Origin of the sequence: Methylophaga thalassica MP, from assembly GCF_000214595.1 — a bacterium.
Classification (GTDB): domain Bacteria; phylum Pseudomonadota; class Gammaproteobacteria; order Nitrosococcales; family Methylophagaceae; genus Methylophaga; species Methylophaga thalassica.
On the sequence record NZ_AFIG01000001.1, the window covers coordinates 1,503,646 to 1,516,194 of the forward strand.

The 12,549-nt window shown below is 45.7% G+C and carries 10 protein-coding genes; 6 read left to right on the forward strand and 4 right to left on the reverse strand.

Annotated features, from left to right (window positions below):
• Positions 1 to 52 precede the first annotated feature (52 nt).
• Entirely contained in the window at positions 53 to 1,162 is a 1,110-nt protein-coding gene (locus tag MAMP_RS07110; protein WP_007145339.1) for a PepSY-associated TM helix domain-containing protein, read from the forward strand.
• Here the strand turns inward: MAMP_RS07110 and MAMP_RS07115 are convergent.
• The 4 genes from MAMP_RS07115 to doeB2 are packed head-to-tail and all read right to left on the reverse strand — an operon-like array spanning position 1,155 to position 6,267.
• Positions 1,155 to 2,516, reverse strand: coding sequence for an NAD-dependent succinate-semialdehyde dehydrogenase (locus MAMP_RS07115; protein ID WP_007145340.1), 1,362 nt, complete (start codon positions 2,514 to 2,516; stop codon positions 1,155 to 1,157). The genes MAMP_RS07110 and MAMP_RS07115 overlap by 8 nt on opposite strands.
• 7 nt (positions 2,517 to 2,523) lie before the next feature.
• On the reverse strand, positions 2,524 to 3,777 hold the full coding sequence (doeA, locus tag MAMP_RS07120; protein ID WP_007145341.1) for an ectoine hydrolase: 1,254 nt from the start codon (positions 3,775 to 3,777) through the stop codon (positions 2,524 to 2,526).
• Entirely contained in the window at positions 3,774 to 5,048 is a 1,275-nt protein-coding gene (locus MAMP_RS07125) for an aspartate aminotransferase family protein (RefSeq protein WP_007145342.1), read from the reverse strand. The genes doeA and MAMP_RS07125 overlap by 4 nt, the downstream gene beginning before the upstream one ends.
• Positions 5,049 to 5,103: 55 nt before the next feature.
• Positions 5,104 to 6,267, reverse strand: coding sequence for a N(2)-acetyl-L-2,4-diaminobutanoate deacetylase DoeB2 (gene doeB2 / locus MAMP_RS07130; RefSeq protein WP_007145343.1), 1,164 nt, complete (start codon positions 6,265 to 6,267; stop codon positions 5,104 to 5,106).
• Between the two features lie 217 nt (positions 6,268 to 6,484).
• Here doeB2 and MAMP_RS07135 point away from each other — a divergent pair, with 217 nt between their 5' ends.
• The 5 genes from MAMP_RS07135 (at position 6,485) to MAMP_RS07155 (ending at position 12,545) form a co-directional block, all read left to right on the forward strand.
• Positions 6,485 to 7,099 carry a TetR/AcrR family transcriptional regulator gene (locus tag MAMP_RS07135; protein ID WP_007145344.1) on the forward strand — a complete coding sequence of 205 codons (615 nt, stop codon included), beginning with the start codon at positions 6,485 to 6,487 and terminating at the stop codon, positions 7,097 to 7,099.
• 64 nt (positions 7,100 to 7,163) lie between these two features.
• Complete coding sequence (locus MAMP_RS07140; protein ID WP_007145345.1) at positions 7,164 to 8,324, forward strand: iron-containing alcohol dehydrogenase; 1,161 nt, start codon at positions 7,164 to 7,166, stop codon at positions 8,322 to 8,324.
• A 15-nt stretch (positions 8,325 to 8,339) separates the two neighbouring features.
• Positions 8,340 to 9,329 (forward strand): zinc-dependent alcohol dehydrogenase family protein, encoded by a 990-nt coding sequence (locus tag MAMP_RS07145; protein ID WP_007145346.1) that lies wholly within the window; start codon positions 8,340 to 8,342, stop codon positions 9,327 to 9,329.
• Positions 9,330 to 9,344: 15 nt separating this feature from the next.
• A complete protein-coding gene (locus MAMP_RS07150) occupies positions 9,345 to 10,448 on the forward strand; it encodes an alkene reductase (RefSeq protein WP_007145347.1) in 1,104 nt (367 codons plus the stop codon).
• Between the two features lie 159 nt (positions 10,449 to 10,607).
• On the forward strand, positions 10,608 to 12,545 hold the full coding sequence (locus MAMP_RS07155) for a PQQ-dependent sugar dehydrogenase (protein WP_007145348.1): 1,938 nt from the start codon (positions 10,608 to 10,610) through the stop codon (positions 12,543 to 12,545).
• Positions 12,546 to 12,549: the final 4 nt, after the last annotated feature.

The window sequence follows — 12,549 nt, forward strand, 5'->3', positions numbered from 1 at the left end:
ATGTCGTTTCACTTATCCTTAACTGCAATCAAACAAAGACCATAGCTTCTTCATGCGAAAATTCTGGATTGAGTTTCACCGAATCAGTGGTCTGATTTTATTTATTCCGCTATTTTTACAAAGCGTTAGTGGCGCCATTATTGTGTTTGATCACGCCATTGATGAATGGTTAAATCCACAGCTGGTGCTAGACGACGGCATATCAGGCCCTCCCGCCTCCATTGCTGAAGTGATGTATGCAGCTTTACATGCCTTGCCAGATGTAGCCCATATCAATTCACTACGGACCCCACGCAATGATAAGGCCATGTACACCGCTTTTGTGGAGATGAATTCACAATCCCCTCTTCATGGAAAAACCATCGAAGTCATGATTAATCCGTACACGGCTGATGTGGTCAGTGTACGGGAATGGGGAAGCTACTTTACCTCAATGATCTACCTGTTTCACTTTACGTTTTTGCTAGGCGACAACATGGAGTTAGTATTAGGTTTACTGGCTATGCTGATGCTAGTCAATGTTATTGTGGGTGTTTATTATGGCTGGCCCCGTAGTAAAAAAGCTTGGAACTGGTTACTGGCTCGCACACAAAAATCAAGCTCAACAATTGCACGTTTGCGTCGTACCCACATTGCTTTAGGGCTGATTTCACTGCCCGTGTTTATTATCTTGATTATCACTGGCATCAGTTTGATCTTCCCGGATCAGACAAAGTGGTTGCTCAACCGTCCAGCAAAAGCCTCGCCTGACGTAGACTGGCTGAGTAATCATCCTATTCAGCCTGATAATTGGCTCATCAGTGCCAAACAGTATTGGCCAGAGAAACAATGGCAACGAATTATTCCACCAAGCAGTCAGAGCCCGAGTGTTGAAATCCGCTTAAATGCAGATAATGACCCACGAAAAACCTCAGGAAGTTTCGTCTTGTGGCTGAACCCACAAACCAATCAGATACTCGCCGAGCAAAGCTATGACACGATGAGTCTCAGACAAAAAACCGCCTTCTGGTTATTCCCTTTACACAGCGGTGAGGCCTTTGATTTGACGGGTCGTATTATTGTCTTCATCACCGGTATCTTCACCGCCGTGTTAAGTGTTGCTGGCGGCGGCTTATGGTACCGACGTAAATTTAAACGCCAGCACCAAAAACGCTTTATTTAATCCAGACTTGTTTAGTATTCACAAACTCTTTAATACCATGTGGCCCAAGCTCACGCCCATAACCAGACTTCTTAATGCCACCACTCGGTAAACGAGGATCCGTCTTCACAATACCATTTATGGCTACCTGTCCTGCATTAATCTTCATGGCAAGATCTTTCGCCAGTTCAATGTTATCAGTCCAGATACCCGCACCAAGACCGAACTCCGTGTCATTCGCAAGCACTAGGGCATGTTCAGCGGACTCCGCCTTAATGGCACACATGACCGGACCAAATGTTTCTTCTCTGAAGGCCGTCATATCCGCTGTGACATCCGCCAGAAAAGTGACCGGATAGGCAAAACCATTCCCATCTGGTATCTCACCACCTAATAGGCAACTAGCACCGGCATTAATGGTTTCAGTGACTTGACGATGCAAATTATCCCTTAAATCAGCACGTGCTATCGGCCCTATGTCCGTTGATTCTTCTAAAGGGTCCCCCATGGTTAATTTTTGCAAACGTGTTTTTAATTTATCAATAAACTCGTCATAAACAGGGGCTTCAATAATAATGCGCTTAGCAGCGATACAGGACTGTCCAGCATTAATAATACGCGACAGAGTCGCCACGTCTGCGGCGGTATCCAAGTCAGCATCCGCCAGCACAATCAAAGGATCACTTCCCCCAAGTTCAAGCACGGAGGGTTTAATTTCAGAAGCTGCCATTGAAGCGACTTTAGCCCCTGCTCCTGCCGATCCCGTAAACGAAATAGCCACAATATCAGGATGACGAATGGCTTTTTCTACTAAGGGTGTCTCAACCGGCAAATTCACCATCACCCCTACTGGAGCACCGGCTTCCTCAAATACCTGCTCGATTGCCTGTGCACAGCCCGGTACATTCGGATCATGTTTCATCACACAAGTATTGCCGGCCATCAAGGCAGGAGCGAGATAGCGGAAAGCTAACCAAAGAGGGGCATTCCACGGTAAGATGCCCAACAAGGTGCCAAGTGGCTGATAACAAACATAGCTCTCAGATGCATCAGATGGCAGTTTTTCATCACTTAAATACGCCTCAGCATGTTCAGCGTAATATTCTGCACACCAGGCTGCTTTTTCCACTTCCGGCCCACCTTCTTTTACCGGCTTGCCCATTTCTTCTGCCATCAGTTTACTGAGTAATGGCTTATTTTTACGCAGTGAAGCAGCGACTGATTTTAAAATCTCTGCCCGTTGCTGAATAGGCATAGTGTGCCAGGAGTCAAAGGCATTGACCGCTTTGGCTATCGTGATATTAACGCCTTGTTCATTTAACGCTTCGTACTTAAGAATCTCTTGTCCAGTATATGGATTCGTTGCAGTTAACATCTCCACCTCATTTCGATTGTTTAGCTTTGGGTTTTGCTTTATCGCTTGTCTCAGCCTGACGTGCCTCACTGATATCCACTAAAGTTTTATCAGCTTGTTCAGGGTTAACGGTGAAATCGCGATCCATGGTAAAAAAGGATTTACAGCCATCTTCGGTCACATAGATCGTGTCAGATATGCCACAGGTTTTATCGCCATCCACACCCCACATCCATGGAATGATATGAAAGGTCATTCCCTCTTCCAGAATGGCAGATTCCCCTTGCTTCAGACTGCAGATATAACCTTCATCCCAGCTTGGAGGAAAAGCAATGCCAATGGAATAACCTGAACGCGTGATGAGACGGGCACCAATATCATTGTCTGAAATAATATTACGTACCATATTGTCGACATCAGACACGGTCATGCCTGGCTGCACAGTTTCATGTACAGCACTTAACGCTTTTTTCATGATTTCCTGCGCTTTGTACATCGAGTCCGATAATTCGCCCAGCACCACGGTTCGCATCATCGCCGTATGGTAGCGTCGATAACAGCCACCAACTTCAAGAAAGACATGTTCTCCAGGCTTCACTGTGCGGCCTTCCCATGTGGCATGACCAATCATCGTACGTGGTCCCGATGTGACATAAGGCATGACTGCCGGTGGTTCGCCTCCCGCTTTAAACATGGCTGAACTGATAGCCGCACCAATATCATTTTCGGTGACACCCGCTTTAGCCGCCTCCAAACCAGCTTTCATGCCAGCCTCAGTGGCTTTAGCGGCACGATGCATTAACTCAATCTCTGCTGCAGATTTTCTGATGCGCCCCTGCTCCACAATGCCAAAACAATCCAGTAATTTGCCATCGGTTAATGTGGTATGAATAAAGTCCTGTTGGTAAGCAGGAAAGAAGTAACTGTTACGCTCATAGCCAATGCGTTTGTCTGACAAACCAAACTCTCGCAGGGCATCTACCAGCATTTGAATGGCATCTCCGGTGTCAGGATAAGGCCGGGTCCGTTCTACCCACGTGCGGGCAATAATATTGGACTCTTCCATCGCCCGGGTAATCATAAAAGGTTCCTGCTCTAACGGCACGACTAAGGCTTGAAAGAAAGAATACCCAGTGGTCTGATAATCCGTCATATACATAATATTTTCCGGATCAGTAATCACCACGGCATCTAAGTGGCGTTGAGCAATTCTGACGCGTAAATCACTCAGGCGACGTTCATATTCATCAAAGGGAAAGGTCATATCATCACGTTGTCTCATGCTGTTTCCTCCATCACTTTGTATGTGGTCTGTACCAGAACATCTAAACCAGCCTGCAAGTCCTCTTCAGGTATGGTTAAAGGAGGAATAAGCTTGACTACACGTCCGCCAGTGCCACAACTGGCAATCAGTAATCCGGCTTTGAAGCATTCATCAACAATTGCTTTGGCACGTTCACCCGTCGTCACATCCAGACCGATAATCATGCCTTTACCACGTATCTGCACCTGCTCGAATTTTTCTTCCAGCGGAGCCAGAGCCTGATTCATTTTCTCAGCTTTTTGTTTGACCTCAGCCATCAAATCGTCATTTTCAAAATAGGTCAGCGCTTCCTTACCGGCAACAAAAGACAGGCTCTGACCACGGAAGGTGCCAGTATGCTCACCCGGTGCCCAATATTCATCCGCTTCTGGCTTTATGAGATTCATCGCCATCGGCGTTCCCATGCCGCCAAGTCCTTTCGCCATACAAATGATGTCAGGATCGATATCCATATCATCAAAACTAAAGAAAGACCCGGTTCGGCCCATGCCAACCTGTATATCATCAATAATCAGCAGAGAACCTACTTCCCTAGCTAGTTTTGCTAACTCCTGAAGCCATTCTTTGGAGGCAACATTGACACCACCTTCCGCCTGAATCGTTTCAAGTAAAAATGCCGCAGGCGGTGTCACACCACTCGATGTATCCAGATACAGCGAACGCAAGTGTTCTAACACCGACATGCCACAGCCTGATTCACAGCCTTGACATGTCTTTTCACAGCCAAAGGGATAATGTGAGACGTGATTTAACGGAACACCGGCAGCACCACGAAAATAACGATTTGCCGTTGCGGCCAGAGAGCCCAATGTCATGCCATGAAAGCCACGAGTAAAAGCGACTATTTCCTGCCGTGAAGTTACGCGTCTTGCCAGCTTCATGGCTGCTTCCACCGCATTGGTGCCGGTAGGCCCAACAAACTGCATTTTGTGAGTCATACCCCGTGGTTTAAGAATCGTCTTTTCGAACTTCTCCATAAACTCACGTTTTGCTGTTGTTTGCATATCCAGCGCGTGAGTCACGCCGCCCGATTGAATATAGTCCACCACAGCCGAAGTCATCCGCTCATTATTGTGACCAAAATTCAAGACACCGGCACCGGCAAAGAAATCGATATATTCATTCCCCTCTTCGTCGGTTTGCCTAGCATTACTGGCTTTATCAAAAACCACAGGATAAACACGACAATACGCACGGATACCGGACTCACGTTGTTCAAATATACTCATTCATTACCTCCTGGTTAGTGATATCCACTGCTATAACAGCGAATGATGTAGTCAGTTATTCAGGCAAAGGCGCACCGACCAAACGCGCATAAAGACGGGTAACTAAAGGAATTAGTTGATCATTAAAGTCATATAAAGGACTGTGACATACCGATTGATGATCAGGACCATCATCCGCACCAATCAAGGCAAATGCGCCAGGAATTTCATTCAGGTAATAGCTGAAGTCCTCAGATGCCATAATCGGCACTAAGGTGTCTGTATCCATTCCAGCCAGCCCATGCTCCGCCTGCCACTGGGCACGCAGATTCGAAGCCTGATGAGCATGATTGATAGTGGCTTCATATCGGGGATAGATATTGACCTCACAGTCCACCCCATAACTTGCAGCTGTCTGTTGGCTTATCTCGGTAATTAAACGATTGATCAGATCACGCGTTTTTTGGTCAGGAACGCGAATACTTCCACCTAATACCGCCTTATCAGGGATCACGGTGGCCGCACTCGGAGCTTCGATAGATGAGACATTGACCACCGCTGCCTGTTGCGGTGAAAGATGACGACTAATAATCTGCTGAAGTGCCATAGTGACGGCACTGGCTGCCAACACAGGATCACGACAAAGTTCAGGCTGACTGGCATGTCCACCTTTACCAGTTAAAGTAATACTAAACGTACCATTCCCACACATGACGATGTCATCTGGGCAAATAAGCTTGCCAAAAGACATCGCAGGCCAGTTATGCCAGCCATAAATTTCATCAATGCCCTGCAAAGCGCCGTCATCGATCATCTTTTTGGCGCCATGGCCGCCCTCTTCTGCTGGCTGAAACAGTAAGGTCACTGGACCTGGTAATTTATCTTCTACCGACTTTAACCAGGCGGCTGTTGCCAGTAATGTTGCTGTGTGACCATCATGACCACAGGCATGCATGCAACCTGTATTCTGAGATACCCAACTATGCTGTGTTTTTTCTGTAATAGGCAGCGCATCCATGTCAGCGCGCAGTGCGATATGCGGTTTGCTATCACCGTGAGGGTTCAGTCTTGCTAAAGTGCCCAGCTCAGCACAAGACTCCCAGGGAATACCCAGTAAATCTAATTGTTTGCGGATCAATTCAGCTGTTTGCACTTCTTGCCAACCCAGCTCCGGTTGACTGTGCAAGTGTCGACGCAGTTGCTGCGCATGACTGATCGCTTGTTGCCAGATGGTAGCCATCTTGCTCCTTTGCGTTTTTTATTGACTCAAAACAGTGCATGTTCTGATGAAACGAAAGTATCTAAGCACCTGAATAGGTAATTTATGCTGTCAATTACAATACTTTCAAACTCTGACAAAGATAAAGCAAGCGTTGTTCCAATATTTCCAATAACGCTTTTTATCTGAATTCAACACAAACTAGACGACTGGTCTAATATATGAAATGATAATAGCCATGACACAGACAAATAAAACACGAACTACAGACACAAGACAACAGATCTTAACGACAGCACAGCAGATTATCCTTGGGAAAGGCTTTTCTGCCGTGGGTCTGAATGAAATATTAAAAGCCGCTAATGTGCCAAAGGGATCGTTTTATCACTATTTCGAATCCAAGGAACAGTTTGGTAACGCGCTGCTAGAGCATTATTTTGCTCAATATATAACGACCGTGGATAAACAGTTAAAAACGGATAAGCGTCCTGCTGTTGAACGTCTGCTCGCCTACTTTGAGCAGTGGAAAGCCAATCAATGTGATGACACCAGCATGGACCGATGCCTTGTGGTGAAGTTAAGTGGTGAAGTAACAGATCTATCAGAAGCGATGCGGTTAACACTTAAACAAGGCACGCAACAGGTCATTGAACGACTCTCCGTTTGTGTTCAGGAAGCGATAGATAAACGCGAAATCAATGCTAATTATGATGCTAAAACAGTCACACAAGAGATCTATTATCTATGGGTAGGCGCGACGCTGATGACTAAAGTCAATCACACACCCGCTGCGCTTGAAATCGCTATGAAAGCGACACAAAACAGACTGGGTTTGACTGACAATAACGAGTGACCTGCTCTATTTATCCAAAATAAAGACGACTGGTCTAATAAACTATTTTTAAGGTGGTACGGCAATGAATAATTTTAATTTTTATAATCCGACACGTATTGTTTTTGGTGAAGGTCAGGTTGCACAACTCGATGAGCTTGTGCCGAAAGATGCGCGTGTTTTAGTGTTGTTTGGTGGACAAAGTGCACGAAAAAACGGCACCCTAGACGAAGTCATTACTGCCCTTGGTAATCGTCATATAGAAGAGTTTGGCGGTATCGAAGCTAATCCTGGTTACAGTACCTTGATGCGTGCGGTTGAGCAGATTCGTCAAAATAAGTTGGATTATCTGTTAGCTGTTGGGGGTGGTTCTGTCATAGATGGCACCAAGTTTGTTGCTGCAGCTGTGCAGTGTGATGGTGACCCATGGCAGGAAATCTTAGTGAATCACGCCACAAATATTCGCCAGGCATTACCGTTTGGTTCAGTGCTTACCCTCCCCGCTACTGGCTCAGAAATGAATGCCAACTCCGTGATCACACGTTACGAAACACAAGAAAAACTGGCATTCAGCAGTAAGCTCGTCTATCCAGTATTTTCTATTTTAGATCCGACCAAAGCCTATACTTTGCCACCACGACAACTGGCGAATGGTGTAGTGGATGCCTTCACGCACATCATGGAGCAATATCTGACTTATCCGGTTAATGCCATGGTGCAGGATCGATTCGCAGAGGGATTATTGCAGACACTCATTGAGATTGGTCCTAAGCTGCTTGAGTCGCCTAATGATTACGATCTGCAGGCCAATTTCATGTGGACAGCGACATTAGCGTTAAACGGCTTGATTGGTGCCGGAGTTCCTCAGGATTGGGCAACTCACATGATCGGTCATGAAATCACCGCACTACATGGGCTGGATCACGCACAAACATTGGCGATTTTATTGCCCACAGTACTGCAGGAACAACGCGAGAAAAAATCCGCCAAATTACTACAGTATGCCGAGCGTGTCTGGGGACTCAACGAAGGCACTGACGACACTAAAATAAACATGGCGATCACAAAAACTCGCGATTTTTTTGAACGAATGGGTGTGAAAACACATCTGAGTGATTACCAGATTAATGCTGATGCTATTCCAGTGATGATCAAACAACTGGCTGAACATGGTCTGACCCAGCTTGGCGAACATAATGATATCGACCTCAAAAAAAGCCAACAAATTCTGCAAGCAAGCCTATAAATAAAGGAGCGCTTTATGACAAAAACAGTTCAATTTTCTCAGGTAGGTGAACCATCCGTTTTATCAATTATTGATGAAACCGTCCCAGCCCCTTCTGCTGATGAAGTACAGATCCAAGTCCATGCTATTGGTCTTAACCGTGCTGAGGCAATGTTCCGCCGTGGCCAATATCTTGAAACACCTGAACTCCCTGCCCGTATAGGCTATGAATGTTCAGGAACCGTTACTGCCGTCGGTGACAACGTCAAACATATCAAAGTTGGTGATGCCGTCAGTACCATTCCCAACTTTTCAATGAACCAATATGGTGCTTATGCAGAAGTCACCAATATGCCAGTTACCGCTGTCACTCATCACCCGGAGAATTTAAGCTGGCAGCAAGCGACATCAGTGTGGATGCAATATTTAACAGCGTATGGTGCCTTGATTGATATTGCCAAAATGCAAGCCAGTGATTATGTATTAATCCCAGCCGCGTCCAGTAGTGTCGGCATTGCTGCCATACAATTATGTAACCTGATTGGTGCCACACCTATTGCGATGACCCGAACAGCTGAAAAGGTAGAACAACTCCATCAGTTAGGGGCTAAACACGTGATTATCAGTGAACAAGATGATGTGGTAGATGCGGTGATGGCGATCACTGAAGGCCGTGGTGTCAATATCGTTTTCGATCCTGTTGCCGGCCCGATGTTAAACACCTTAGCTGAAGCCTGCGCACCATTAGCGATGATCTTTCAATATGGCGCATTAAGTGCTGACCCCACCCCTTATCCGCTGTTCCCCGCATTACAGAAAGGGCTCACAATTCGGGGGTACACGCTATTTGAATTCACCAGCGCCCCAGAACGTTTAAACAAAGCTAAAGAAAAAATCTTTGACTGGTTGAAGCATTCGCAGCTAAGCCCGGTTATCGCTAAAACATTTGAATTTGACGATATTGTCGCGGCCCATAGCTATCTGGAAGCCAATAATCAGTTAGGCAAAATTGTTATTACACTTTGAACTTAGGGATGCACTATGACAGCAATGAATCAACAAACTCAGTCGCTTTTATCACCTATTGAACTGGGTTCCATCAGCTTGAAAAACCGCGTGATAATGGCACCGCTTACGCGTAACCGTGCAGGTGAAGGTTTAGCCCCCACAGATATGAATGTTGAGTATTACCGTCAGCGAGCTTCGGCGGGGCTAATTATCACTGAAGCCACATTAATCTCGGCTCAAGGTATTGGTTATCCGAATACACCAGGCATATACAGCAAAGCCCAGATTGAAGGCTGGAAAAAAGTCACCAAGGCAGTCCATGCAGAAGGTGGCAAGATTGTCTTGCAAATATGGCACTGTGGTCGAGTCTCACATTCATCTATGTTGCCCGGTGGTATGAAACCACAAGCCCCATCAGCCATTAAACCTGCTGGTGAAGTGTATACCTACGAGGGTATAAAACCTTATGAAACACCACAGGAAATGACAAAGGATGAAATCAAGCAGACAATCGATGATTTCAGAACCGCCGCTTATAACGCCTTAACGGCAGGCTTTGATGGTGTCGAAGTGCATTCTGCCAATGGCTATCTGCTTGACCAATTTTTACGTGATGGCAGTAATCAGCGAACGGATGAATATGGTGGCAGTATTGAAAACCGCGCCCGTCTGACCCTAGAAGTCGTTGATGAAGTTTGCAAAATCTGGGGTTCAGACCGTGTTGGTATTCGTTTGTCTCCGTTGCAACCTTTTAATGATATGAAAGACAGTCAGCCCGAAAAAACCTTTGAGTACCTTATCAAGGCGCTAAACAAGTTTAACCTGGCGTATTTACATATCACTGAAATGGGCGCTGAAAATCCAGGCGCTGCGGGCCCCGAGTTTGACTTAGGCCTATGTCGTGAGTGGTATCAGGGAACGTATATGACAAACAGTGAATATAATTTCGATACCGCCAATGTAGCGATTCAAAGTGGCGATGCTGACTGTATATCCTTCGGTAAGTTATTCATTGCCAACCCGGATTTAGTTGAACGTTTCTCTACTCGCGCCCCATTGAATACACCTGACAGCGATAGCTTTTATGGTGGTGATGAACATGGTTATATCGATTATCCCTTTCTCACTGAAAAATAACGATATGTAGAAACCAGCACAAACCCCGTTTTATTAGGCAAGCACCATGAGTATCAGTGACGTATCGTGTCCTGATACCACTCAAGCAGCGTATCGATTCTCTGTGATTCAATAATCGATACGCTGCACAGCAGGAAAATACATACTAAAGGAGGATGTATGACACTTAAGACAATAACACAGCTTATGCTAGCCGGTTCGTTAGGACTGATGGGACAGGCTGCATTTGCTGACCGAGCCGATGCGGAAGAAAATCTACACAAGCTCAAGCTGCCAGAAGGCTTTCATATTAATGTTTATGCCGAAGTCGAAGGTGCGCGTCAAATGGCCTTAGGCCAGTCAACAGGCACAGTATTTGTTGGCACACGCGGTAATAATGTCTTTGCGGTAGTCGATAAAAACAAAGATCGTAAAGCCGATAAAGTGGTGAAGATTCTTGATGATTTAAAAGTCGGTAATGGTGTAGCGGTGCATCAAGGCAACCTTTATGTTGCTGAGCAAAACCGTATTGCCATTTACCCCGCTCCGGGTTTCGATCTCAACTTACCATTTAAACAAATGCGTGAGGTTATTTACGATAAGCTACCGGATAAAGCACACCATGGCTGGCGCTATATTGCTTTTGGCCCTGATAACAAGCTTTATGTCACCGTAGGTGCCCCCTGTAATATCTGTAATCCTCAGGGTATTGAAGCCAGCATTATTCGCATGAATGCCGATGGCAGTGATGCTGAAATATATGCCAAAGGTATCAGAAACTCAGTGGGTATGGACTTCCAGCCCGACACTGGCACCCTGTATTTCACTGATAATAACGTCGATATGATGGGTGATGATAATCCACCGGGTGAACTCAATGCCGCACCTAAAGCCGGTATGCACTTTGGTTTCCCTTATTATGCGGGTGGCAAAGCGCAACATCCTGACTGGAAAGACAAACAAGCACCACAAGACGTCACGTTCCCTGTCCAGGAATTCCAGGCACATACCGCAAGTCTGGGTCTCAAATTCTATACAGGTGATATGTTTCCAGCTGACTACAAAGGCGATGCCATTATTGCTCAGCATGGTTCATGGAATAGAACGAGTCCTGTGGGTTACCAGTTAATGCGTGTCACATTTGATGATAATCATCAGGTGACAGGTCATGAAGTCTTTATCGATGGTTGGTTGCAGAATGGTGAGGCCTGGGGACGTCCGACCGATGTATTACAACTTGCCGATGGTTCCTTACTGATTTCTGATGATTATAACGATGTGATTTACCGTGTTAGTTATGGCGATGACAACGCATCTTCAACTGATGCCACGTCTCAATCAAATAGCAAAACAATCACTGATCTGCAGATGCCTGAATCAGCCATTGCAGCACCAGATGGTCGTGTATTTGTCACTGAAATTGGTGAGTTTGGTAAAGCCGGTGACGGTAAAGTCACGGTTATCGATAAGTCCGGACAAAAAACAACGCTGGCTACAGGCTTAAATGATCCCAAAGGCATCGATTTATGGAATAACGAACTGTATATCGCTGATGTCGATCATGTCGTTAAAGTAGATATGAAAGGTGATATCACAGTTATCGCCAAAGCCAAGGATTTTCCCGGAAAACCTGTCTTTCTGAATGATATGGAAATTGATGGTAACGGTACCTTATATGTCTCTGATAGCGGCACTGATGATGGAGAAAATGCCGGCATTTATCAAATTACTCAAGCAGGTAAAGTGAGCGAAATTTTGGATGATAAATCGGCTATTAAACGTCCTAATGGGTTGCTGATGGACGGTAATGACACGCTGTTAGTTGCTGACTTTGGCACAGGTGACTTGTATCGTGCGAATATCAGCTCGGGTAAAACTGAAGCACTGAACAAAGGCTTTGGTGGTGCTGATGGTCTGGTCAGAGACAGCAAAGGCTATCTGTATGTGAGTGATTGGCAAAATGGTAAGGTGTGGCAATTAGTTGAACCTAAAGCAACACCACAATTACTCAGTGATGACTTTGTCTCTGCTGCTGACATTAGTCTCTCAGCAGATGGTCAGTACCTGATGGTGCCGGATATGAAAGGCAGTAAGTTAGTCTATTTACCAATACAGTAATACA

Coding starts and splice junctions, on each gene's coding strand:
- MAMP_RS07110 (WP_007145339.1), top strand. CDS start 53: ATGCGAAAATTCTGGATTGAGTTTCACCGAATCAGTGGTCTGATTTTA.
- MAMP_RS07115 (WP_007145340.1), bottom strand. CDS start 2,516: ATGTTAACTGCAACGAATCCATATACTGGACAAGAGATTCTTAAGTAC.
- doeA (WP_007145341.1), bottom strand. CDS start 3,777: ATGAGACAACGTGATGATATGACCTTTCCCTTTGATGAATATGAACGT.
- MAMP_RS07125 (WP_007145342.1), bottom strand. CDS start 5,048: ATGAGTATATTTGAACAACGTGAGTCCGGTATCCGTGCGTATTGTCGT.
- doeB2 (WP_007145343.1), bottom strand. CDS start 6,267: ATGGCTACCATCTGGCAACAAGCGATCAGTCATGCGCAGCAACTGCGT.
- MAMP_RS07135 (WP_007145344.1), top strand. CDS start 6,485: ATGACACAGACAAATAAAACACGAACTACAGACACAAGACAACAGATC.
- MAMP_RS07140 (WP_007145345.1), top strand. CDS start 7,164: ATGAATAATTTTAATTTTTATAATCCGACACGTATTGTTTTTGGTGAA.
- MAMP_RS07145 (WP_007145346.1), top strand. CDS start 8,340: ATGACAAAAACAGTTCAATTTTCTCAGGTAGGTGAACCATCCGTTTTA.
- MAMP_RS07150 (WP_007145347.1), top strand. CDS start 9,345: ATGACAGCAATGAATCAACAAACTCAGTCGCTTTTATCACCTATTGAA.
- MAMP_RS07155 (WP_007145348.1), top strand. CDS start 10,608: ATGACACTTAAGACAATAACACAGCTTATGCTAGCCGGTTCGTTAGGA.